Source organism: Enterococcus sp. DIV0970a (assembly GCF_051711265.1).
Taxonomy (GTDB): Bacteria; Bacillota; Bacilli; order Lactobacillales; family Enterococcaceae; genus Enterococcus_D; species Enterococcus_D casseliflavus.
The window spans coordinates 1,094,402-1,118,908 of the sequence record NZ_JBIOMF010000001.1; the positions used below are offsets into that span (position 1 = coordinate 1,094,402).

Here is a 24,507-nt window from a genome sequence, read left to right on the forward strand (position 1 = left end):
CAATAACCAGCTTGGCTACTTTTCCATAAGGTTGGGGAAGGCTTGACGCAGGGGGTGAAATAGCTTTCCTCAGATAAAAAACAATTGCCTTGAGAGGCATTATTTTAATAAATAGTCAAACAATTCAGATTCATTCATTTTTCTTACAAAAAGATAGCGCAAGTCGAGTTGATTGATAAAAAAACAATCAATTGTTAGACTTAATTCAGGTTAAAAAAACAAAAAGGGGATGTAATGATGAAAAGAGGATTTAGAAATTATTTAGGTTCAGATGAGCGGGAGGCAGGCTATAATTTGTCTTGGGGGTCTATCTTTGCAGGGGTCGTAACATTTATCGCATTGTTCATGACACTGTCAATGATTGGCTCAGCAATCGGTTTTGGTATGGTGGAACCAACCTCTAATAACCCATTAGATGGTGTTGGGACAGGATTATTGATTTGGACAGTGATTACCTTCGTCTTGGCAATATTCGGTGCTGGTTTTGTTTCTGGTGTTGCTGCTCGACGTGTCGGATTGGTTCATGGTTTCTTAACATGGGCAACAAGTATGATCGTGATGATGGTTATGCTTTCTTACTTAACGATCGGTGCTTTTTCTGTAGTCGGGTCACTTTTAGGAAACGTTGCTTCTGCTGTCGGTAGTGGTGTTGAAACAGTGGCCTCTGGTGCTGGCGATGTCGCTTCAAAAGCCTTCGATGAAATAACAGGAAACATGGAAGACGTCAATACAGATGAATTACAAGCGAACGTCAATGATGTTTTACAAGATACCGATGTTCCTGAATTGCAACCAGACTACTTGCAAAACCAATTGTCTGACGCGACAAATGATATCAAAGATGCTGGCAAAGACATTGCAACCAATCCAAATGATGCTGATAAAATCATTGATGATTTAGCAAGCAAATTACAAGATCGTGCTACAACGATCGGTGATTCAGTCGATAAAGAAGCAATCTCAAATGCAGTGGCTCAAAACACAGATCTAAGCCAACAAGAAGCAGAAGAAGCAACGAACAATATCGTGAACGGCTTACAAGATGCTTCTGATGAAGCGCAAAAACAAATCGAAAATGCGCAACAAAACCTTGAACAAGCCAAACAAGACATTGACCAAGCAGTGGAAGACGCTCGTCAAAAAGCTGAAGAAGCAAGTGATGCAACAGCCAAAGCGTCCATTTGGGGCTTTGTGGCAATGGTCTTAGGACTCGTTCTTACGTCAATCGGTGGTATGGTGGGAGCAAACTTAGTCAAAACTGCTGACCACGAAAATCGTATCTAATTCAGCTCTCACAAAGAGAGTTAGTGAGCCATAAACCAGTGAACAGCGTTCTGCCAAAGACTTAAATGGCAGCAGCGCTGTTTTCTGCTTTTAAACAAGCGGTTAAAAATCCCCATTGACGAGTGATTTTTCTCATGCTACACTGGCTCTGAGGATTGTTACCGCTTTAGGCGGGCTATACCTATTTTTTTGTGTGAAGAAATCTAAAGAAGAATAGGGTCGTTAAAATGAACGTAACAAAAGTGATCAATAACAACATTGTGATTTCTGAGAATGAGGAAAAACAAGAATTGGTCGTCATGGGCAAAGGCTTAGGCTTTAAGAAAAAGCCAGGCGATGTGATCGACGATACCAAGATTGAAAAAGTCTATCTCAGTACACAAGAGTGGAATGTCACAAAACTAACCCAATTACTTTCTTCTATCCCTATCGAACATATTCAAGCAGCGAATGAGATCATCAGTTTTGCAAAAGTTTCCCTTGGGAAAAAATTGAGCGAAAAATTATTTCTGACACTGACCGATCATATCAATTATGCTATCGAGCGTTATCAAAACGGCATGGAAATCAAAAATGCCTTGCTATGGGAAATCAAGCGGTTTTATAACCATGAATACCTTATTGGCAAAGAAGCGTTATCGATCATCAAAAATCGCTTGGCGATCGAGCTGCCAGAAGATGAAGCCGGCTTCATTGCGCTACACATCGTCAATGCGGAGTTGGATATGGCGCAGGTCAGTCAAGTATCGGAAATGGCGAAGATCATTCAGCATATCCTAAACATCGTTAAATATCATTTTTCAATGGAGCTTGATGAGTATTCATTGAACTACGAACGCTTTGTGACCCATTTGAAATTTTTTGTCCAGCGCTTATTCAGCGGAACAAAGCTCGATGATGCAGGAACCGGCAGTTTTATTTTTATGTTGAAAGACCGCTATATGAAGGAATATGCGTGTGCGCTGAAAATCAGCGACTACATCAACAAAGAATTCGGTAGACCGTTAGAAGAAGACGAATTGATCTATTTAACTATACACATCAAACGAATAACAAGTGCTTAGGATTGTTACTGGATTGGCAGGCTATACCTAAATGAACTCCCAAGGGGTTCGTTTAGGTATTTTTTTATGTTTTGACACACGAAAAGCAAACGAAGGACCAAAATAGGAGGAACGACATGAATTACAAAGAGTTAGCAAAAACGATCATCACCAATGTTGGTGGGGAAGAAAATATCCAAAGCTTGACCCATTGTGCGACCCGCTTGCGCTTCAACTTGAAAGATGACAGCAAACCACAAGAAAGTACCTTAAAACATACACCAGGCATCATGGGTGTGGTCAACAAAGGCGGACAGTACCAAGTGATCATCGGCAGTGATGTTGGCAATGTCTACAACGAAATCACTGCCCAAACCAATTTGACTAGTGATCAAGAAACAGAAGAAGACGATCGGGGACGTGTAGCGAAAATTATCGATACGATCACTGGGATCTTCACCCCGATCTTGCCAGCCATCACGGCAGCTGGGATGTTAAAAGCGGTCCTTTCGTTGCTGGTGGTCTTCAATGTCTTGACGGCAGAAAGTCAAAGTTACCAAATCCTAAACTTTATGGCAGATGCTGCGTTCTACTTCTTACCGATTCTACTGGCTGCTTCTTCTGCGCAAAAGTTCAAAGCCAACATGTATCTGGCGATGATGGTGGGTGGAATTTTACTGCATCCCAACTTCATCGGTATGGTGACAGCAGCCAATGAGTCAGGTGGCGGCATCCATTTGTTCGGTTTGCCGATTTCACCAGTGACCTATTCATCATCGGTGATCCCCATCATCTTAAGTGTCTGGTTCATGTCTTACGTTGAACCGATTGCTGATAAGGTCTCACCAAAAGCAATCAAATTCTTTAGCAAACCGTTGCTGACGATCTTCGTCGTAGGGACGGTAGCCTTAGTTGCTTTAGGTCCTCTAGGCTATATGATCAGTGAAGCGATTTCCGCAGGGATCCAAGCCTTAGAAACGGTCAGCCCATGGATCGTTCCGTTATTGATTGGTGCCTTCACCCCATTGTTAGTGGCAACGGGTACCCACTATGGATTGGTTCCTATCGGTATCAACAACCGAATGACCACAGGTTATGATACAGTGATCTATCCTGGCATGCTGGCTTCAAACGTCAGTCAAGGGGCTGCAGCAATCGGCGTTGGTTTCAAATCAAAAGATTCAACGATCAAACAATTGGCATTTTCTGCAGGTCTGACAGGTCTATTCGGCATCACTGAACCAGCGTTGTATGGGGTCAACTTACGGTTTAAAACACCTTTGTATGCAGCAATGATCGGTGGCGGATTTGGGGGTCTGTTCATGGGAATCATGCGTGTCCGTAATTTCTCAGGCGGCTCACCAGGCCTATTGACTTTGCCAAGCTATATCGGCGATGACACCTTACGTCATTTGACCAATGCCTGTATCGGTGCGGCAATCAGTATCGTGGTCACATTTATTGCGACATTATTCTTATACAAAGACCCTGTCACAGAAGAAGCACCTGAAGCAACACCAGCTGACAAAGAACAAGAACCAACCCATCAAATCAGCGGTGCGGAGATCAAAGCACCTTTAAAAGGGGAACTAAAAAGCTTGCAAGCAGTCAATGACGGCATGTTTTCAGAAGAAATTCTTGGACAAGGGGTAGCGATCGAGCCAACCGTTGGAGAAGTGCTAGCACCAGTCAACGGGACTATCACAGCAGTCTTTGATTCCAAGCATGCCATTGGCTTGACCAGTGAGGAAGGCATTGAGCTGTTGATTCATGTCGGGATCGATACAGTGCAATTGAATGGCGAAGGCTATGCCTATCAAGTAGAAAAAGGGCAAAAAGTGACAGTCGGAGATCCATTGATTACGTTTGATATTGAATTTATCAAAGAAAAAGGCTATCCAGTGATCACGCCGATCGTTATCACCAACAGTGCAGAAGTGGGCGACATTTTGACGGCTAACAGTGGTCCGATCACATTTGGCGATCAAATCATCAAAGTGATCGGCTAAAAAAGGAGAATAAGACATGGGATTTCCAGAAAACTTTTTATGGGGCGGTGCAACAGCCGCCAATCAATGTGAAGGCGGGTTTGATCAAGGCGGGCGTGGGCTTGCCAATGTCGATGTGATTCCGACTGGCAAGGACCGCCGAGCAGTTATTACCGGCAAGCGTGAGATGCTTGCCTTTGAAGAAGGGTATTTCTATCCAGCCAAAGAAGCGATCGATATGTATCATCATTTCAAAGAAGATATTGCACTGTTTGCGGAGATGGGCTTTAAAACCTATCGATTATCGATTGCTTGGTCAAGAATTTTTCCGAAGGGCGACGAAGAAACCCCTAATGAAGAAGGCTTGCGCTTTTATGAAGAACTGTTTTTGGAGTGCCGTAAATACCAAATCGAACCTTTGGTGACGATCACGCATTTTGACTGTCCGATCCATTTGATCAAAGAATATGGCGGTTGGCGCAACCGTAAGATGATCACCTTTTATGAAAACCTTTGTCGAGCGATCTTCACTCGATACAAAGGATTGGTGAAGTACTGGCTGACCTTTAATGAAATCAATATGATCTTGCATGCCCCGTTTCTCGGTGCAGGGCTGACCTTTGCTGAGGGCGAAAATGAAGAACAAATCAAATACCAAGCTGCTCATCATGAGTTAGTCGCTAGTGCGTTGGCAACAAAAATCGCCCACGAGATCGATCCAGAAAACAAAGTAGGCTGTATGCTGGCAGCGGCTAGTTATTATCCTTACAGCTGCAATCCGAAAGATGTCTGGGAAAGCAAAAAAAGCGATCGCGGCAATTATTTCTTTATCGATGTGCAATCGCGAGGAGAATATCCAAATTATGGTTTGAAGATGCTAGCGGAAAAAGGAATCACTTTGGAACGAACCGCCGAAGATACGGCTTTATTAAAAGCCCATACCGTCGATTTTATTTCCTTTTCTTACTATGCCTCTCGGGTCGCTGCTTCAGAAGATTCCGGTGTTGAAAAAACGGAAGGCAACTTGTTCCCGACCATTAAAAATCCGTATTTAGAAGCGTCGGAATGGGGCTGGCAGATTGATCCGCTTGGTTTGCGGATCACGATGAATGATCTTTATGATCGTTACCAAAAACCACTTTTCATCGTCGAAAACGGTCTAGGAGCGGTGGATACACCAAACGAAGATGGAAAAATCAATGATGTGTATCGCATCGACTATCTACGTGCGCATATTGCAGCGATGAAAGAAGCCATTGATAAAGACGGTGTGGAACTGCTGGGGTATACTTCATGGGGCTGTATCGATTTGGTTTCAGCAGGAACCGGAGAAATGAAGAAACGCTATGGCTATATCTATGTCGATCGCGACAATGAAGGCAATGGCACATTAGCCCGCAGCAAGAAGCAATCTTTTTATTGGTACAAAAAAGTGATTGCCTCAAATGGAGAAGATTTGGCTTAAGCCAGTTAACCAACGATTATTTTTAAGGAAAGAAACGCCAACGGAACAGAACTGCTCTTGGAAGCTGTCTGGTTCTGTTGGCGCTTTTCTTATTTAATGAAAGAAATTACTCTGATTCCTCCCGCTGGATCGGCAGCAGCAAGCGAACGGTGGTTCCTTCGTTGAGGCGTGATTCTACAGTCAATCCGTATTTTTCCCCATAGAGCAGCTTGATACGCTGATCAATATTGTCTAAACCAATACCCGAATAGTGTTCAAAGTGGTTGGCGGTGCTGGTTGGGTGCTCTTCATTGAACCCGATGCCCGTATCGATGATCTCAATTTTCAGGCCTTCCTTACTGACGCGAGAAAAAATCTGGATCAATCCTGAATCCTCTTCGGGAAAGGCATGCAGGTAGGCATTTTCGATAATCGGTTGCAAAATCATTTTCGGTACGAGAATATCTTCACAGCCATCTTCTGAAAAAATCGTCGATTGGATGCGATTGCCGTAACGTACGTTCATTAACACGAGGTATTCTTCCACGATCGCTAGCTCATCTTTTAAGGGGACGATCTCTTTGCGGTTAAAGGTGTGCCGCAACAATTGGACAAAGCTTTCAATCGCTTGGGTTGCGGCTTCTTGTTCGTTTTGCCAGATCAAAAACTTAATGGCAGTCAATGTGTTGTAGACAAAATGCGGTTGGATCTGCATTTGCAACGAGCGGATCTCGAACTTGCGTTTTTCGGCTTCTGTAACCATTAAATGATCGACATAAGATTCTAAGTCCTCTAGCATCAAGTTATACGCACGCCCCAATTCTCGCGTTTCGTACGTCCCGTTGATGGTGACCTTGTCGCTGAAATCGCCTTGTGTGACCGCCGGCAGCTTGGCAATCAGCTGATAAATCGGTTGGGTGATATTGCGGATGATCCAAAATGCCAGCAGACTAAAGAGTAAAATACTGACGACAGAAATCAAAAGAGCTGGCTTGATCAGATTCATATTGCGTACTAGATGCGATTCATCCAAAACATCGTAAAAAGTAAAATGATACGAATAAAGGGGCAGCTGATTGATGCTAGTATCTCTTTTGACCGTGACGAGACGATCTTCAAACGGCTTGCCTAAAAGGCTCGGATCAGAAGTAGAAAGAATTTGATTTTGTTCATTGACGATATAGATCGAGTGGAGACTGGTATCTAAGAGTTGACGATAGATCGAAGAAAAATCGGATTCTTTTAAGAAAATCAGGGCATAGCCGAAAATCGTTTCTTCTTTCATTAATTTGCGCACGTACATCAAGCCAGGGGAGTCGCTGGTGGAGGTACTTAAGCCTTGGTCCAAGAAATAATATTGACTGATGGCGTCATTGTCATTGATCTGCTGGATAAAGGCACTGGCGAGAAAATCATCTACTGATTGATTGCGAACCGCATCGTTTTGAAAGAAAGTGCCCCCGTTGACCCCAATCAACACTAAATTCGAGGGGATGTCTTGAAACAAAGAGCGGGTGTCTTTTAATTGCTCGTTTAATTCTAAAATCGTACGGCCTTGATTCATGTCGCCTTCTAAGTATGTTTCAACGGCTTTGCTTTCATCGACGATGTCAAAAATCCGATGGATATTCTCGTTCAGACGCTCATAATCTTCTTGGATTTTTTCCAGTAGCAGCTGATTGGAACTCTGGTACGAAGCAACATAGGCATCTTTCGAGCGACCATAGATCACGACGACGGTTAGCAGACAAACACTAATGACCCCGACGACAACAAAGAGGAAGATCCGACTGAATAATTCATTTTTCTGAATCCATTGGTTGATTTTCATAATTGATTCAACCGCCGATACTTCGATGGGGTGACTTGGCATTCTTTCTTAAAGATGCGAGAAAAATAGCTGATATCCGAATACCCGACCGCTTCACTGATTTCAGATAGATTCAGATCAGATTGTGTCAGTAGTTCTTTGGCTTTATCCAAGCGTGTTTTCTTTACGTACTCTGAAAAACTCATTTTCAGTTTCGCAGAAAGAAAAGCCGAAAGATAGGTGTAACTAAAATGAAAGGTTTCAGCCAGTTCAGACAAAGACAGACTTTTAGTGTAGTTGTCTTGAATGAAGCGCTGAATGGCAACGAGTAGATCATCTTCATCCAGCGGTGATAAGGTCGTCAGCTGTTGACGAATATCATCAATGGTCGCCAACAACAAATCAGAAAAATCTTCCAAATACTGCACGTGACCGATGGCATGCAAAAATTCGGCTTTTAAGCGGCTAAAGCGTGGAGCAGTGGGAAACTCTTCTTCCAAGCGGGACAGTAACGTGTAAAAAATACTGCTGGCCTGTTGTTTTAAGAATGTCGGATCGACATTGGATAAAATCATGTCATTAAAATATTCCTCGATTCTGGTGATTCCTAACAAAAAGTTGTTGTCTAACAAAGCCCGCAAGAACTTCTTCGTATCAAAGCGATCACTTTCGATGTACAAAAAGAGTTCTTGTTCTGGCACCAACCGTTGTCGTTTATAAAAAAACGATTGTCCTTGGCTTTTGGCTTTAAGCGTCACAAAATGGTCCCGCAACTGTTCAATCTTTTGAAAGGGCACACTGAGAGTAAAGAAGGCGTCTGGCTCGGTAAAACGCAATTGTTCCAACGTTTCTTTCAAAGAGGAATAAACATCCGTTCCTTCTGGATAACTGATCACTAAGCCGGCATCTTTGTTACTGGTTTGAAAAAAGAGCGTCTTTACCTGCGGTTGTGATTGAGTAAATTCCGTTAATGCGTGCAGCAGCTGATCATTGGCACGAAAGCCACTAAAATTGGTGGTCAGAATTTGGGCTTGCTGTTGCGACTGATCTAATGCAAGGTAGTCCGCCAAAGGAGTCAACGGTTCTTCATACCCTGCTAAATAGCGATTCAACGATTCTTGCAGCTGCGTCTCCTCAGTCACGGAGCCTTTTGTATGTGACAGCTTTTGTGAGATGTTGTGCAGCGTCTTCAACAAGAGTGTCGGTGTCAGTGTCGGTTTTAAAAGATAATCTACGGCACCATTTCTAAAAGACTGACTGACGTATTGGAAATCATCGTAGCTGCTCAAGACCAAAAAATGGACTTCTGGATATTGTTGTTGAATGATCGTTGTGAGTTGAAGACCGTCCATTTGTGGCATTTTCAAATCCGTGATCACGATGTCGGGATTCAGTTCATGGATCAGCGCCAATGCTTCTTGCCCATTCGCTGCATCGCCTAAGAGACGGAACCCTTCTTGCTCCCAACGTATCATATGTTTCAATCCATCTCGGATCGTTGCCTCATCATCAACGACTAAGACCGTGCGTAAAATAGTCATGGTATCCCCCCTATATCTCTTCTTTATTATAAACGCTTTCAAAAAAGAAAGGTATTGTAACTTTTTTCTATTTTTGGACAAATTTAGTAAGCTCTTTCATAATCATTGAATACGGTTACAAAATCAGTGTATAGTTAGCCATGTAAATAAAAGGAAAGAGGGATAAAAATGAAAAAACTACTTGCATCGATGGTAACGGCGGCTGCAGTTCTGACTTTGGCGGCTTGCGGAAACAGCAACACAAGCTCTGGGGATTCTGGCGAGTCCTCAAACAAAGTCACGGTCTGGGCATGGGATGAGACCTTCAACATCAAGGCAGTCAATGAAGCCAAAAAAGTATATGAAAATCAAGATGTCGATGTGGAAGTCGTGACGATGTCGCAAGATGATATCGTCCAAAAATTAAATACGAGTCTGGCATCTGGAAATACGGACGGACTACCAAATATCGTTTTGATCGAAGACTACCGCATCCAAGGATACCTTTCTTCTTATCCAGATGCGTTTAGTGATCTAACGGATATCGTGAATGAGGAGGATTTCTCCAGCTATAAATTTGCGGTCAATAAAGTCGACGATGTCATTTATGGGGTGCCATTTGACAGTGGCGTCGCAGGACTATTTTACCGCACAGACTATTTAACCGATGCAGGCTATGAGCAAGCTGATCTCGAAGATATTACTTGGGATGATTTTATCAGTATTGCCAAAGATGTCAAAGAAAAAACGGGTCACGCTATGATGTCGTTAGACCCAAGCGATCTTGGCTTGGCACGAATCATTATGCAATCGGCAGGCGAATGGTATACCGGTGAAGATGGCTCCACTGTGACCATCAAAGACAATGAATCCTTCAAAGCCGGTCTAACTGTCTTAGCAACATTGTTGAATGAAGGCTTAGTTGAACAAGTTTCTGATTGGGATGGCGGGGTCAATGCCGTTCAATCAGGCAATGTCGCCTCTGCGCCAACTGGTGCGTGGTATTCCAGCACGATTCAAGGCGCTGAAGACCAAAGCGGCAAATGGGCGATCGCTCCAATCCCATCTATCGCTGGCAACAGCAATTCAGTCAATGCTTCCAGCATCGGCGGAGCAGGCTGGTACGTGATCAAAGGGGTTGACGGCGAAGAAAATGCCAAAGACTTTTTAGCCAATACTTTTGCTTCAAACAAAGAATTGATGGGTACATTAGCTACCGAGATCGGTTTGGTTTCAACCATGAATGCTGCAGAAGAAACGGAAGAGTATACGTCGGGTCTTGATTTCTATGGCGGTCAAAAAGTCTTCCAAGATTTCTCTCAATGGTCACAAGAAATTCCAGCCGTGAACTACGGCAATCACACCTATGCCATTGAATCTGTCTTGACTGAAAGCTTGCAACGAGTGATCAACGGCGAAGACATCGATAAAGTATTAGAAGAAGCACAATCACAAGTGGAAGCACAAATTGCAAACTAATCGAACAACTTTGCAGAAACTCGTGAGCGATCGCGAGTTTCTGTGTTAAGGGGGAATTACAATGAAAAACAAAACAAAAAATTGGTTTGCAAACGGCAATGCCTTTATTACCTTACCCGTCATTTTGATCACGATGCTGGTCTTTATTCCGATGGTCTCGGCATTGTTCACGTCATTCCAATCAGGACCACCGACAGCGATGACCTTTAACGGTCTTGGCAACTATCAGCGGATGTTGAGCGACTCAACCTTTAAAAAAGCCTTTGGCAATACGTTTTTATACTTATTAGTCCAAGTTCCGATCATGCTCTTTTTGGCGCTGATCGTATCGAACATATTGAATGACAAAAAATTGAAATTTAAAGGGCTGTTCCGCACCGCCTTATTTTTACCCTGTATCACATCCTTGGTTTCTTATTCCTTGATCATGAAAAGTCTCTTTTCGGCAAATGGGTTAGTCAATAACTTTTTGACGCAACTACACCTGATTGATGCACCGATCCAATGGTTGACGGATCCCTTCTGGGCAAAAGTACTGATCATTTTTGCCATCACGTGGCGTTGGACTGGCTACAATATGATCTTTTTCATCTCAGGCATGCAAAATATCGATCCAAGTATTTACGAAGCGGCAGAGATCGATGGTGCCACGAAATGGGATCAATTCTTCAAAATCACGATTCCCAACTTGCGTCCAATCATCTTATTTACCACGATCACCTCAACGATCGGTACGCTGCAATTATTCGATGAAGTTCAAAATATCACTGGCGGTGGACCAGCCAATGCCACGACGACCTTGTCGCAATATATCTACAATTTGAGTTACAAATTCACGCCAAACTTTGGGTACGCCGCTGCGGTCTCCTTTGTTATCGTGATTGCGATCGTGATCTTATCGATCATCCAAACGAAAATAGGAGGAAAAGAAAATTGAAAACAATCTCACTCACTTTAAAATACGTCTTTCTGGCGATTTTGGCTTTCATCTCTATTTTTCCATTTGTTTGGATGATTCTAGGGATGACCAATCAAACCTTTGATATCGTTGCTGGAAAAATCATGATTGGCGATCAATTGGTGATCAACTTCCAAAATCTCTTTTCTTCTGATTTGAATTTTACTCGGGCATTAGGCAATTCCGCAGTGATTGCCGTGATTACGACCGTCTTTGCGCTGTTGTTCTCCTCCATGGCAGGGTATGGCTTTGAGATCTATCGGACGAAAACCAAAGACCGCATCTTTAATATTCTCCTGCTGTCGATGATGGTGCCTTTTGCCGCGCTAATGATCCCGCTCTATCGGATGTTCAGCAAACTTAGCGGCACACCGATCGGGATCAATACCTTCGCTGTCGTGATTTTGCCCTCAGTCTGTACCGCCTTTTTGATTTTCTTTTTCCGCCAAAACATCAAGGCATTCCCTAGAGAATTAGTCGAAGCTGCTCGGATCGATGGCTTGAATGAACTGAGTATTTTCTTTAGAGTCTACATGCCTACGGCTAAAAATACCTACGCAGCTGCCGCGATCATTACGTTTATGGGCAGCTGGAACAATTATTTATGGCCATTAGTTGCCCTGCAATCACCAGACAAACGGACCGTTCCACTGGTTCTTTCAGCAATGGGTGCTTCTTATACACCTGACTATGGCATGATGATGTGCGGCATCGTGATCGCCACACTGCCGACGGCCATCATTTTCTTCGTTTTACAAAAACAATTTGTCCAAGGGATGCTGGGATCCGTGAAATAAGCGGGACATCAGCAAACAAATACAAAGTAGAGGGTACGATATGATTCTTTTTGACAAACAATTAAACGTCTTTCATTTAAGCAACGATCAAATCAGCTATCTCTTACAGATAGAGGAAGGGGGCAATGTGGCGCACCTTTATTTTGGGAAGAAAATCGCCCATTATTCTGGTGGCTATCGCTACCCACGCCTTGATCGGTCCTTTTCACCTAATCCCCCAGACAGTAGCGATCGGCTTTTCTCATTAGACACCTTGATGCTGGAGTTTCCTGGTAATGGCTTCGGGGACTTTCGAGAAGCTGCCTATACGATTCGCCAGTCTGACGGCAGCCGAGTCAGCCATTTTGTCTTTAGTGATTACCAGATTCAACAAGGCAAACCAGCCTTAGCAGGATTGCCTCAGACCCATGGGGCCGACGACGGCATCGAAACACTGATTCTGTCCTTAAAAGATGATGTGGTAGGACTCGAACTGCAGCTGTTTTACACGATTTTTGAGGAGGCGGCAGTGATCGTCCGCTCAAGTAAAATAATCAACCACGGAAACCAGCCTGTTACCATCGAACAGCTGGCGAGTCAATCCCTGGATTTTCCTAACCGTCCCTTTGATTTGATCCACTTGCCAGGGGTGTGGGCGAAGGAACGTCAAGTGACCCGAGAACCCATCCATCGCGGCATCAAGCGTTTAGACAGCAAGCGGGGTTCCAGCAGCCATCAGCAAAATCCCTTTGCCGTCTTGCTGGAACCTAATGCTACGGAGTTTGCTGGGGAGTGTTTTGGTTTTAGCTTGCTATATAGCGGCAATCATGAAACCATCATCGAAAAAGATCCTTACCAACAAACTCGTGTGATCATGGGGATCAACAGCCATCAATTTGCCTGGCAATTGCCGCCAACTGAAAGCTTTCAAGCCCCAGAAGCCGTGATTGCTTATAGTGATGCGGGCTTGAATCAGCTGTCAGCCACCTATCATGATTTTTATGATGAGCATTTGATTCGGGGTAAATACAAAAAGCAAGAACGGCCGATCCTGATCAATAACTGGGAAGCAACGTACTTTGATTTCAATGAAGAAAAGCTAGATGGCCTTGTTGATGAAGCCAAGGAGCTGGGAATCGAACTGTTTGTTTTGGATGACGGCTGGTTTGGTCAGCGAGAAGATGACCAAACCTCATTAGGCGATTGGTTTGAAAACGAAGGCAAGCTGGCTTCTGGCTTGGCAGGATTTGCCCAAAAAGTCCATGACAAAGGGCTGCAATTCGGGCTTTGGCTGGAACCAGAAATGATTTCTGGTGACAGTGAACTAAACCGACAGCACCCTGATTGGCTGTTAAAAGTACCCAATCGCAAGCCAGCGCTTAGCCGCAGTCAGTATGTGTTGGACTTTTCTCGGCAAGATGTCAGAGACCATCTCTATCACCAGTTAACCCAACTGTTTGATACGGTTGCCATCGACTATATCAAATGGGACATGAACCGCAGTCTGTCGGATGTCTATTCCTTGCTCCTCGATCCTGCCCAGCAAGGGGAGGTCGCGCACCGCTATCTGCTGGGCTTGTATGAGTTCCTAGAGAAACTGACCACTGCCTATCCGACGATCCTGTTTGAAGGTTGTTCTGGTGGCGGTGGGCGCTTTGATGCTGGCTTCTTGTATTATATGCCGCAGATTTGGACCAGCGACAACACCGATGCCATCGCCCGCCTGAAGATCCAATACGGAACCAGTCTGGTCTATCCGCCATCCACCATGGGTGCCCATGTCTCAGCGATCCCGAACCATCAGACCCAACGGGCAACGGATCTAGCGATTCGCGGCAATGCTGCGATGTCTGGCTTGCTGGGCTATGAGCTTGACTTGACACAGCTGACACAAAAGGAAAAAGCGCAGATCAAAGAACAAATCGCTTTTTATAAAAAACATCGGCGCCTGCTGCAGTTGGGTCGCTTTGTTCGACTGCTCAGCCCTTATGAAGGCAATGACACCGCCTGGCTGTATGTTTCCCCAGATAAAAAAGAAGCGATCGTCTTTTACTTCCGAGTCTTAGCCGAAGCCTCTGCACCATTGGTTACTTTAAAACTGGCTGGCTTAGAGCCTGACCTTACCTATCAAAGTGGGGGAGAGACCTTCGGTGGCGATGAATTGATGCAGCTCGGGTTATATATCGATCCTCATTTAGCAGGGGATTACGCCACGCAGCGGTTTCATTTTGTTGCAAAAGCGCCTCACGAATGAAAATCAGCGTCCCGTCAAAGCAACATGTTTTGACGGGATGCTTTATTGTGCTGCCGCAAGCTTTTGGCTAAAGATCGGCAACTGAGAGGTTATTTTTGAACAAATGATTTATTTTTTTCTCGAGAAGTCGTATGATGAAGGAGGAGGCAGGCAGTTTGCTTCTGACAATCAATAAGAGGAGGGTGTGTTCAACATGGACGAACAGCCACTAGGCAAGGAAACAGAAGCAGGGTTGATCGCTGCAGGATATCGGAAGTATCGTGGCGAAGCGATCGATATTTATTACAATAAAGAAATTTGCACCCACAGCGGCAATTGTGTGCGGGGCAATCCCGCTATTTTTGAAGTTGGACGGCGCCCATGGGTGATTCCTGATAACGGGGAAGCAGCGCAAGCGGCACAAGTGATCCACACTTGCCCCAGCGGTGCATTAAAGTACATATTAAAGGAGGAAGAACCATGGAAATCTTAGAAGAAAACACTCGATTTGTGTTAAAAGACGGCGACAAAGAAATCGGTGAAATGACGTGGTCGGAAGCGGGCGAAACACGCTTGATCATTGACCATACCTTTGTCGATCCCGCTTATCGGGGCCAAGGTCTGGCCGAAAAATTAGTGGCAAAAGGGGTGGAAAAAGCCCGCAAAGAACAAAAGAAAATCATTCCTTTGTGTCCCTTTGCCAAAAAAGAATTTGAACGCAAACCAGAATATGCCGATGTTTGGAACCAATAAATAAAAAAAGACCCCCATCAGCTCAAGCAGGTACCTTTGAGCTGATGGGGGTTTGTGGTATGGCTGATCAATGTTGGAATTGAGCATGGTACAGGCGATAGTAATAGCCTTGTTCTGCCAGTAATTCTTCATGGGTTCCTTGCTCCACGATTTGACCGGCATCCATCACCAGGATCTTGTCTGCTGCTCGAATCGTTGATAAGCGATGGGCGATCACAAAGCTGGTTTTGCCTTCCATCATTTTCAAGAAAGCATCTTGGATTTTTTTCTCAGTCAGAGTATCAACCGAACTGGTTGCTTCATCCAAAATCAGCATGAGTGGGTTGCTGATCATCGTGCGGGCGATCGTCAAGAGCTGCCGTTGCCCGTCAGAGATCTTGATTCCTTGATGACCGATCGGTGTATCTAGTGTTTCTGGTAGGCGCATCACATACTCATACATATAGGCATGCTTTAAGGCATCATAGATTTCTTCATCTGTGGCAGTGTCATTGCCGTATTGCAGGTTTTCTCGTAAAGAGGCATCAAAGAGCCACGTATCCTGCAAGACCATTCCGAAGCTTTGCCGTAATTCTTCTCGTTTCAACTGACGAATATCGGTGACATCGATCTTGATTGCCCCTTTATCGACATCATAGAAACGCATCAGTAAATTGACCAACGTCGATTTACCAGCACCAGTTTTTCCGACGATCGCGACGGTTTCTCCAGGTTTTGCGGTAAAAGTGAAATCTTCGATCAATTTTTGACCAGGATCATAAGCAAAAGAAACCTCCTCAAAGGCAATCTCGCCTTTGATCTCACCCAGTGATTGAGATTCTTGGTCATCGGCTGTTTCTGGCTCTTGATCCAATAGCTCAAAGGTTCTTGAAAGTCCAGCTAATGCCGTTTGGATCTGGGTGGTAATTCCCGACAATTCAATGAATGGTTTCGAAAACTGACTGGAGTAGATCGTAAAGCTGGAGATCACCCCAACCGTGACGGCACCTGAACCAGAAAAGTAAAGCAGACCGCCGACAAAGCCGACTGACAGATACGCCAAGTGATCGACGAATCGTGAAAGGGGATTGGTCAAAGAAGAAGAAAACTGTGCTTTTTGCCCCCGGACATTCAATTCTTGGTTGATCGTTTCAAAACGGTTCTGGTTGATGGTTTCTCGATCAAAGGCTTTGACGATTTTTTGATTGCCGATCATTTCCGTAACAAAGCCAGAAATTTCGCCGACGATTTCTTGTTGGCGAGCAAAATGCGATTGAGACGTTCGTGCCACGATCCAGTTGACCAAAAAGATGATCGGGGTCGAAACCAATACGACCAACGTTAAGGGCACACTCATTTGCAGCATGACGACTAAGGCGATCAAGACGACCGAAATACCAGAGAACAATTGGTTAAAGACTGCAGCGACGGCAATGGAAATATTGTCCATGTCGTTGGTAAAGCGACTGACGATGTTGCCGTGGGAGTTTTGGTCATAATAGCGCAACGGCAATGTATTGAGATGGGCAAAGCCTTTTTTACGTAAGTCGGCGACGGATAAATACGCCACGCGGTTGCCTAGTCGCTGGATCAACCATTGACTGACCACAGTCACTAAAACCACTCCGGCAAACAAAAGCAAAATACGATAGAGGGTGCTGAACTGCACTTGATCGGCACCTATCAGCTGATCGACGGCTTGACCGATCTGATACGTCATATAAACCGAGGAAACACCAGCAGCGATCCCGAGGACAACTGCTGCCCAAGTTTCCTTCGCGTAGGCAGTCAAATAAGGGAGGTAGCGACGAAAGGCCGACCAATCGAATGATTTCTTTTTCATGCTTCTTCCTCCTCTGCCTGTGATGCCACGATTTCTTGGTATTCTTTTGACGTTGCCAGTAGCTCTTCATGGGTCCCTTTGCCTACCAAATTCCCTTGGTCTAAGACTAAGATCTGCTGCGCATCTTGGATGGAGCGAACCCGTTGGGAGATGATGATGACCGTACCACGAATGCTTTCTTTTAAAGCCATCCGCAAATCAAGATCGGTTTGATAGTCAAGGGCACTTAGAGAATCATCCAAAATCAAGATATCTGGTTTAGCGATCAATGCTCTGGCAATCGTTAACCGTTGTTTTTGTCCCCCAGAAAAGTTCTTGCCACCTTCAAAAATCGGGGTATCCAGTTGCTGCGGCAAGGCTTCTACGAAGTCGCGGCTTTGAGCGATTTCGAGTGCTCGCCAGCACTCTTCATCGGTAGCATCTTTTTTGCCCCATTGCAAGTTTTCTCGAATCGTTCCCGTAAACAGCACGGCGGTTTGAGGCACCATTGCGATTTTTTGGCGTAATTGTTGTAAGAGCCATTTCCGCACATCGTGCCCGTCAACGATCACTTTGCCATCTGCCACATCGTAGAAGCGGGGGATCAATTGGGTCAAGGCAGATTTCCCACTCCCGGTTGGTCCAGTGATACCTAAAATAGACCCCGGTGCGACTTGGAAATCAATGTTTTTCAAGGCTAATCCGTATTCTTTTGAAAAGCGGAAATCAACGTGCTCAAAGCGAATCGCTCCGACGTTGTTTTTCGGCTGATCCATAAAGACTTCTGAAAGTTCGTCGCCGATCGACGGCTCAGTGGCTAACACTTCGTTGATCCGTGAACCAGATGCTGCGGCACGAGTAAAGATGATCACTAAGTTGGAAACCACGATCAATGCTAAGAGCATTTGATTCATGTAATTGACCAGTGCCAGCACTTGTCCTTGCTGCAAATTGCCTATATTGACTTTGAATCCACCGATATAAAACAACGCGATAATGCCGACATTCATGATCAAGGTGGTGGCAGGCGTCAATAAAGCAGACAGGTTTGTCACCCGTAAATAGACATCACTTAAATCATCAGTTGCCTTATCAAAGCGTTTCGTTTCCGTTTTTGTGCGGGCAAAGGCACGAATCACCCGAATCCCGCTTAAATTTTGACTCACTAGTTCGTTTAATTCGTCGAGATGAATTTGAACTTTCTTATATAATGGCACGGTTTTGGCGATGATCCAGAATAAGACGATACAAAAGAGCGGTAAGACGAGAAGGAAAATCAAGCCAGCTTGCCAATCAATGACAAAGGCCATAATCACCGAACCGATACTTAAGAAGGGCGCCCGGACCACCAGCCGAATCAGCATTGCCAAAGCAATCTGCATCTGGTTGATGTCGTTGGTCATTCGGGTGATCAAGGTATCCGTCCCGAATAAGTTCAGTTCGCTATGGGAAAGGGTGTTGATTTTTTTCATCAAGCGATTGCGTAATTCCGTCCCGAAGCCTTGAGAAGCGACGGAAGCATAATATTGACAGATGACGGCACAGATCATGCCTACCACGGACATCACGATCATCCAGATCGTCATTTCAACGACCTTCGACCAATTGTTTTGTCGTAGCCCCTCATCGACTAAAGCGGCCATCTGCAAAGGCAGGACCAATTCAAACACCGCTTCTAAAAATTTGAAAAACGGACCAAGAATAATCTGTTTGCGATAATCCTTGGCATAGCGTAACAAGCTAATCATAAAAAACCTCCTAAATTATTTCGGATGAGCAGGATGTTCACTGGCCAAACAGGCAAAAACCAAACTATCGGTCCATTCCCCCTTGTTCCACCAGTCTTGGATAAAATGTGCTTCTTGGCGTAATCCAATGCGTTGGCAAAGCTTAGCTGAGGCCTGATTGCGGGCGTCTAGCGTCGCTTGGACCCGATGGATCTTCTGACTGGCAAACAACCAGCCCAACAATTCATTCAATGCTTCTTGAGCAAACCCTTGTCCGCCAAATGACGTATGGAAGGCATAGCCGATTTCAACGGAAGACGGCTGACCAGTAGACCACACCGACAAATCGCCGATGACCGTTTGATCGTGTAGTACTGCCAAAGAAAGACCTGCTTGGTCCGTCAAGGCGTGCTGTTGGCATTTTTTGGCAAAAGCCGCAGCTGCCGTTTCTGTCTGCCAAGGCTCATGAAGTAAGAAACGGCAGACTTCCGCTTGCTGATAAATAGCAAAGGTATCGGCAAAATCACTTTCTTGAAACGGACGGAGCAGTAAACGTTCACTTGCAATAAAACCCATAACAGCCTCCAATTCTTTAGGGACATCTTACCATAGAACGAAATAGCCGAAAACATCCCCTGAAAAATCTATTCATTTTCTTGCAAAAAAAATGTAAATCACTTGAAAAGTCTTTTTCTAGGAAAACGAACCTTGCCAGTTGCTGCTCATTTACCACGACTGCCAGCGGGCAAGAAAGGTTTTTTGCCAATCTCCCAAGGGCAAGATCACTCGTTGCATTTGAAAACGGTAGGTTTCCCCTTTATAAGTAAAGCGAATCGGGACGAGCATCCCTACAACAGGATCTTTGTGCTGTTTTTTCAGCTCAGCAAGCGGCACGCTTTTGTGCTGCACAACTTTTGTCGAGAAAAGATTCAACGCCAAAATCGTCAAATGCTGATCATCCAAGACGAGCAGGCTACGGCTGGTGATGGCATTGAAGGACTGCCATTTTGCATAGCCGATCGCAGCCCCTTCTGTCCTATAGGGGGCAGCCAATGCTTGGAAGGTTTTTTTATTTAAAAGAAACATAGGTAGAAAACTCCTTATCAATTAGAATCAGTTTCGGCGCAAGCAATCAACAACCAATGCAGGAAAGCGGTCAGTCCGTTGCAAATGGCTGCAGCATCCGCCGAACTTTTTCAGTATAGGCTTGTTTGAGGACTAACGGTTGGATTTCTTTAATAGTTGGACCAAATTGCAAGAGAAAATCAGCCAGAAAACCCAGCTCATTGTCGGCAATGTGCCCCTCTAAGCAAAGCTCACTAGGACGTTCCACCACTGCCATGTCAGGATATTTTTCTTGCCACAAGCGTTCCTTTGCCGATAGATCAAAGCGGATGTGATAGCCCAGTGTTTGTGTCAACACTTGTTGCTGCAGCTGTTTTTCAGCTAACTGCTGCAAGGTATAGCCTGTTTTTTCAGTCGGAGCAAGTCCCTGCATTGCATCACAGCGATAGCGGCGAAAAGCCTGCTTTTGACAATCATAGGCCAAACAGTACCAGTAGCCAGCACGAAAATCCAGCTGATAGGGTTGGACGGTCTTGTTCGTTTTTTGATAACGCTGATAGCTAAATTGGATGACTTGTTCTTGTACGATCGCTGAAAAAAGCGCTGAGAGGATCGGCGCACTCGTCAATTGAGGCACCCCTTGAAACGAAACCGCCGTCTCCATTTTTTCTAACCACTCGGTGTCTCCTTGATAAAAAGACTGCAACAATTTTCGCCGTAGCCCTTGATAGCTCCGATCAAAAGGAGAATCGGATAATTTTTGTAAGAGCTGTAAAGCAAAGAAAAGGGTATACCGTTCATTTTTGTCAAAGTACAAGGGGGTCAGTTGATTTTTCAAAATCTGATAGCCGCCATAACGACCGATTTCTACCACGAGAGGCAAGCCCAGCTCTTCCAATGATTGGACATCACGGACGGCTGTACGTTTTGAGATTGCGAAGGTTTCCATCAAATCTGCTAGATGAAAAGTGGTTTTTCCTTGTAAATACAATAGTTCCTGTGTTAAGCGTTCTGATTTTTTCATTTCTTTCTCCAATGGTGCCAAGTTTTGGCAATATTCACAGTTACACTTATGGTAACAAGAAAAGGAGGAACCAACAAATGATCGAACCCCAAATCGCTTTGTTTTTAACCTTAGACGGCAAAGCCCAAGAAGCCATTCAATTTTATCAAGAAACACTAGACGCAACCCTCTTATTTGCCATCACCAACCAGGAGTATCGTGAGAGACTTGATCCAACGCTGGAGATTCTTGCGGGACAAGAACAGTATCTTTCTCACTCCATCCTACAGATCGGAGATTTCCAGTTGCAGTTGGCAGACAATCCACTAGTTGAAGGAGAGACGATTCAGCGAGGCAATCACTTGTCACTGAGTTTGACGCTAGCGGAGAGCCAAATAGCTCAGAAGCTTTATCAACGATTGATGCAAAAAGGCAGTCAGACGATCCAAGCACCAAGTGAGAATGCTTTTGCGTTTTTTTATGCAAGTGTTCGCGATCCATTTGGTGTAATTATTCAGCTGACTGTCGAAAAAGAAGTTGATCCATCCAAAAAGGGTGAATGAAAAAACTCGTTTTTTAATAAAATATCCATAGAAGTTGACTATTTATCCAAGTTTCTTTCAATCCCAGAATTATTTTTAAGGAATGTTTAAAGGACTTCACAGAAAAAGAATAAAACTTCTTAAAAAAATAGGCGGATCGTAAAAATTCTGGTACAATCGGGGAGAGCAATTCAGGAGAAATGAAGGAGGCACTATGGATAGAAAGACGAGATATAAACAGCAAAGAGCCCACAAAGCGCGCAACAAACGCGTGATTATTGGAGGAATCTTTCTTTTCGCCATTGCAGGCATCGTTTTATTTGCCGGCTATACGTATTATGCAGCAAAAAATTCAGTGGATAAAATGTTTAAAGAATCCGCTGTGATAACCTCTAACAAAGAAAAAGAGGATGGATCACTCAAAACATCCGATGTAAGTTCCAAATTCGGTGTTTTATTGATGGGTGTCGATAATGATGAGGAACGTGAACAAACAGATCATTTAGACAGTGCACGTACAGACAGCTTGATTTACATGGTTTATGATGGCGAAAACAAAAAAATCGATATGGTGAGCATCCCGCGGGATATTTGGACGAATATCTATGATGGAACTGGAACGGGTACAATTTATACGACAGCAAAAATCAATAGTGCCTATACAGTCGGTGAAGAGGATGCAACAATAGAAACCGTTCAAAATTATTTGCAGCTCCCAATCGATTACTACGTAAACGTGAATTTTATTAGTTTTAAAAAAATTATTGATGCAATTGGTGGTGTAACTGTAAATGTCCCTTACGACATAAATCAAGATTATGCCGCAGATAACTCTGGGGAAACATTGATTCCGGAAGGTCGTCAGTTGTTGAACGGTGAGCAAGCTTTGATTTTTGCGCGTATTCGAAAAATGGATACCGATGTTGATCGGGGAAATCGTCAGCAAGAAGTCATTGAAGCAGCAATTCATCAGGCTTTAAAAATTAATAACGTGACGAAATATCAAGAAATTTTAGATTCTGTAAGTAATGACGTAAATACAAACTTTAAATTTGAAGATTTAGTTTCCCTTGCTGGAAATATGATTTCAGGATTTGAAATCAATAGTCATACCTTTGAATGGTATGATGGGGAGTCTTACGATGGTCAGTCCATTGTGTACATCCAAGACTACTCTTACAATGAAATCCGAAACGACATGCTTAAGGCATTAGGCAAGCAGACAGAAGAACAGAGTACCCAAAATCAAAATACAGATGCTCAGACAGGATACGACGATGGGTCTCAAGGCACAGGCTATGGCAGCGAGTACGGTACTGACAACGGAACGGGCTATGGCACGGAGTATGGATCAGATTCAAATTATTAATGAAGTATTATTGTCAGAAGCAAGCCAGGAGAAATCCTGGTTTTTTTGCGTTCAAGAGGGGAGTAAATGGTAAATCTATATCACGAGCCACTTTCGTTTTCATCTAGGAAGTGCAGTGCTATGCTTATGAAAAGAGACAGCTTGTTACAGCGAGTCCGACACCGAAGGAGGAAGTATGATGGAAAAACAGCAAGAGCAAAAAGCCCGTAGAATCGTTTTGCTGACCCATGTCTTAGGGTTGATCATGAAAGCCATCGGCTACTTCTTTAGCGGCAGTGCAGTCTTGATGAATGAAAGTATCCATAGTCTGATCGATTGCATCAATCAAGGACTTCTAGCCATTGGTGAAAACCGAGCACAGCGAGGACGCAGCGAACTGCATCAGTTTGGTGAAGGACGAGCGACCTATTTTTTTAGTACTGTAGTTGCCATGACAGTTTTTTTAGGTGGTGGAATTTTAGCGGTTGTTGAAGCCAGCCGTGATCTGCTAGACCCCACCCACGAAGTGGAACAGCTCCAGCTGGTGGTAGCGATCTTATTTGTCAGTTTGTTCATTGAAGTGACAGCTGTTCAAGAGGGGTGGCAAGAAGTCAAAGAACAAAACAAGCAAAACCAGCCCCTCATCCGTTTCTTAAAAGAAAGCCGCGATTCTGATCTGCTTTTAGGCTTCACGGAAAATTTGTTTGCCTTAGGTAGTGTGACGATCGCCATCGCAGGAATCTTATTGACCGCATTGACGGATAATCCGATATTTGATTCCCTCGGCGGCATTTTAGGTGGATTGTTGTTGATTGCTGCTGCTGTCTTTTTAGCCAAAGAATTTTATAGCCTCTTGATTGGAGAAGGCGCTTCTGCTTCTGATTTAATGGCGATCAAACAAATTTTAGCCGACCCTGCCATCATTCAAATCAAAGATTTGCGAACCCTCCATCTAAGCCCAGAAGAACTTTTGATCGTCGCCGACCTTACCTTGAAGCTAGGACCCGAAGAACCAAGCCTCTTTATCGATACCATCGAACAGCAGATCAAACAGGCTTTGTCTGATCTGCGAGTCTATTGCTACATCGAGAGTGAGGAAGTTCCCTCATAAAGTAGAATTAATACGAAGCATTCTTCGGTTGGTGATTTATCATTTAAACGAGGAATGCTTTTTTGGGGTATTGGCGTGCTTGTTTTATATGAACACAATGGATCAATGGCTTGTTTTGCTTCAATCTTTTCTGGCGATCAGCAAGGAGAATGTCAGCGAGATGTCGCAATTTAATTGTTTTTTTAGCAATAAACGTTTTTTTTGTTCAAAAGTTTGTTGTTTTTTGTTAAAATAAAGTAAAGACAGCAAGCGTTCTCTTTTTAAAGTTATTTTTTTGCTAGAGTGGTAACATTGTAAATCACAACATAGCAAAAGCTTAGATTATTAAAAAAAAACCCGAAACGAGTACCTGTTTGGCATTACTGACATGCTGCCCAATCGTCACCAAAAGCGGTGGTGCTAATTTTGTTACGACTGTTTTTTTACACCACTTGTGAAGCAAAATCCTTTGCGAACATCTTCATCCATGATAGGTTAGAAGTAGGCCGGATGGTTTTTTCACAAAGTACGTACATAGAAAGATCACTTGCGACGATTAAAAGCAGTTGCTTCATTGCTCGCAAAATGATCGATGCTCAACACACATACCTATTCCCTCAGCCAGTCAACCTGCGCTTGCTTT

19 protein-coding genes and 1 pseudogene are annotated in these 24,507 nt (G+C 44.1%); 13 read left to right on the top strand and 7 right to left on the bottom strand.

Going from position 1 to position 24,507, the window contains the following annotated elements; translation table 11 throughout:
* Nucleotides 1–237 precede the first annotated feature (237 nt).
* The 4 genes from IGK14_RS05185 to IGK14_RS05200 all read left to right on the top strand — a co-directional run bounded on the left by IGK14_RS05185 (nucleotide 238) and on the right by IGK14_RS05200 (nucleotide 5,780).
* Nucleotides 238–1,284, top strand: coding sequence for a hypothetical protein (locus tag IGK14_RS05185; protein ID WP_438711749.1), 1,047 nt, complete (start codon nucleotides 238–240; stop codon nucleotides 1,282–1,284).
* A 227-nt stretch (nucleotides 1,285–1,511) separates the two neighbouring features.
* A complete protein-coding gene (licT, locus tag IGK14_RS05190; RefSeq protein ID WP_010747835.1) occupies nucleotides 1,512–2,348 on the top strand; it encodes a BglG family transcription antiterminator LicT in 837 nt (278 codons plus the stop codon).
* Nucleotides 2,349–2,464: 116 nt separating this feature from the next.
* Nucleotides 2,465–4,336, top strand: coding sequence for a beta-glucoside-specific PTS transporter subunit IIABC (locus IGK14_RS05195; protein ID WP_438711751.1), 1,872 nt, complete (start codon nucleotides 2,465–2,467; stop codon nucleotides 4,334–4,336).
* A gap of 16 nt (nucleotides 4,337–4,352) precedes the next feature.
* Nucleotides 4,353–5,780 carry a 6-phospho-beta-glucosidase gene (locus IGK14_RS05200; RefSeq protein ID WP_311949818.1) on the top strand — a complete coding sequence of 476 codons (1,428 nt, stop codon included), beginning with the start codon at nucleotides 4,353–4,355 and terminating at the stop codon, nucleotides 5,778–5,780.
* A gap of 106 nt (nucleotides 5,781–5,886) precedes the next feature.
* Here IGK14_RS05200 and IGK14_RS05205 read toward each other — a convergent pair whose 3' ends face one another.
* Both IGK14_RS05205 and IGK14_RS05210 read right to left on the bottom strand, forming a co-directional pair.
* Nucleotides 5,887–7,590: a sensor histidine kinase gene (locus tag IGK14_RS05205; protein ID WP_438711753.1), complete on the bottom strand. Its 1,704-nt coding sequence runs from the start codon at nucleotides 7,588–7,590 to the stop codon at nucleotides 5,887–5,889.
* On the bottom strand, nucleotides 7,587–9,110 hold the full coding sequence (locus IGK14_RS05210; RefSeq protein WP_438711755.1) for a response regulator transcription factor: 1,524 nt from the start codon (nucleotides 9,108–9,110) through the stop codon (nucleotides 7,587–7,589). Before IGK14_RS05210 ends, IGK14_RS05205 begins: the two co-directional genes overlap by 4 nt.
* Nucleotides 9,111–9,278: 168 nt before the next feature.
* Here IGK14_RS05210 and IGK14_RS05215 point away from each other — a divergent pair, with 168 nt between their 5' ends.
* The 6 genes and pseudogenes from IGK14_RS05215 (at nucleotide 9,279) to IGK14_RS05240 (ending at nucleotide 15,288) form a co-directional block, all read left to right on the top strand.
* Nucleotides 9,279–10,568 (top strand): ABC transporter substrate-binding protein, encoded by a 1,290-nt coding sequence (locus IGK14_RS05215; protein WP_438711757.1) that lies wholly within the window; start codon nucleotides 9,279–9,281, stop codon nucleotides 10,566–10,568.
* Between the two features lie 61 nt (nucleotides 10,569–10,629).
* Nucleotides 10,630–11,505, top strand: coding sequence for a carbohydrate ABC transporter permease (locus IGK14_RS05220; protein WP_010747841.1), 876 nt, complete (start codon nucleotides 10,630–10,632; stop codon nucleotides 11,503–11,505).
* 2 nt (nucleotides 11,506–11,507) lie between these two features.
* Nucleotides 11,508–12,323 (top strand): annotated as a pseudogene (locus tag IGK14_RS05225) (carbohydrate ABC transporter permease); the annotation flags it as partial.
* A gap of 40 nt (nucleotides 12,324–12,363) precedes the next feature.
* Nucleotides 12,364–14,556, top strand: coding sequence for an alpha-galactosidase (locus tag IGK14_RS05230; RefSeq protein ID WP_438711759.1), 2,193 nt, complete (start codon nucleotides 12,364–12,366; stop codon nucleotides 14,554–14,556).
* A 193-nt stretch (nucleotides 14,557–14,749) separates the two neighbouring features.
* Nucleotides 14,750–15,028: a (4Fe-4S)-binding protein gene (locus IGK14_RS05235; protein WP_015509363.1), complete on the top strand. Its 279-nt coding sequence runs from the start codon at nucleotides 14,750–14,752 to the stop codon at nucleotides 15,026–15,028.
* Nucleotides 15,016–15,288, top strand: a complete 273-nt coding sequence (locus IGK14_RS05240) for a GNAT family N-acetyltransferase (RefSeq protein ID WP_010747845.1) — start codon at nucleotides 15,016–15,018, stop codon at nucleotides 15,286–15,288. Before IGK14_RS05235 ends, IGK14_RS05240 begins: the two co-directional genes overlap by 13 nt.
* Nucleotides 15,289–15,355: 67 nt before the next feature.
* Here the strand turns inward: IGK14_RS05240 and IGK14_RS05245 are convergent, their stop codons facing one another.
* The 5 genes from IGK14_RS05245 to IGK14_RS05265 form a co-directional block, all read right to left on the bottom strand.
* The gene (locus IGK14_RS05245) at nucleotides 15,356–17,110 is read right to left on the bottom strand and encodes an ABC transporter ATP-binding protein (protein WP_438711762.1); all 1,755 of its coding nucleotides are present in this window, start codon (nucleotides 17,108–17,110) and stop codon (nucleotides 15,356–15,358) included.
* A complete protein-coding gene (locus IGK14_RS05250; RefSeq protein ID WP_438711764.1) occupies nucleotides 17,107–18,837 on the bottom strand; it encodes an ABC transporter ATP-binding protein in 1,731 nt (576 codons plus the stop codon). Before IGK14_RS05250 ends, IGK14_RS05245 begins: the two co-directional genes overlap by 4 nt.
* A gap of 15 nt (nucleotides 18,838–18,852) precedes the next feature.
* The gene (locus tag IGK14_RS05255; protein WP_438711766.1) at nucleotides 18,853–19,392 is read right to left on the bottom strand and encodes a GNAT family N-acetyltransferase; all 540 of its coding nucleotides are present in this window, start codon (nucleotides 19,390–19,392) and stop codon (nucleotides 18,853–18,855) included.
* 150 nt (nucleotides 19,393–19,542) lie between these two features.
* Nucleotides 19,543–19,902 carry a hypothetical protein gene (locus tag IGK14_RS05260; RefSeq protein ID WP_438711768.1) on the bottom strand — a complete coding sequence of 120 codons (360 nt, stop codon included), beginning with the start codon at nucleotides 19,900–19,902 and terminating at the stop codon, nucleotides 19,543–19,545.
* A gap of 70 nt (nucleotides 19,903–19,972) precedes the next feature.
* Nucleotides 19,973–20,905 carry a helix-turn-helix transcriptional regulator gene (locus tag IGK14_RS05265; protein ID WP_438711770.1) on the bottom strand — a complete coding sequence of 311 codons (933 nt, stop codon included), beginning with the start codon at nucleotides 20,903–20,905 and terminating at the stop codon, nucleotides 19,973–19,975.
* A gap of 77 nt (nucleotides 20,906–20,982) precedes the next feature.
* Between IGK14_RS05265 and IGK14_RS05270 the strand changes: the two genes are divergently transcribed.
* From IGK14_RS05270 to IGK14_RS05280, 3 genes are all read left to right on the top strand, one after another.
* Complete coding sequence (locus IGK14_RS05270) at nucleotides 20,983–21,447, top strand: VOC family protein (protein WP_438711772.1); 465 nt, start codon at nucleotides 20,983–20,985, stop codon at nucleotides 21,445–21,447.
* A 193-nt stretch (nucleotides 21,448–21,640) separates the two neighbouring features.
* Nucleotides 21,641–22,795, top strand: a complete 1,155-nt coding sequence (locus IGK14_RS05275) for an LCP family protein (RefSeq protein ID WP_034868433.1) — start codon at nucleotides 21,641–21,643, stop codon at nucleotides 22,793–22,795.
* A gap of 175 nt (nucleotides 22,796–22,970) precedes the next feature.
* On the top strand, nucleotides 22,971–23,885 hold the full coding sequence (locus IGK14_RS05280) for a cation diffusion facilitator family transporter (protein WP_438711774.1): 915 nt from the start codon (nucleotides 22,971–22,973) through the stop codon (nucleotides 23,883–23,885).
* The last annotated feature ends 622 nt before the right edge of the window (nucleotides 23,886–24,507 follow it).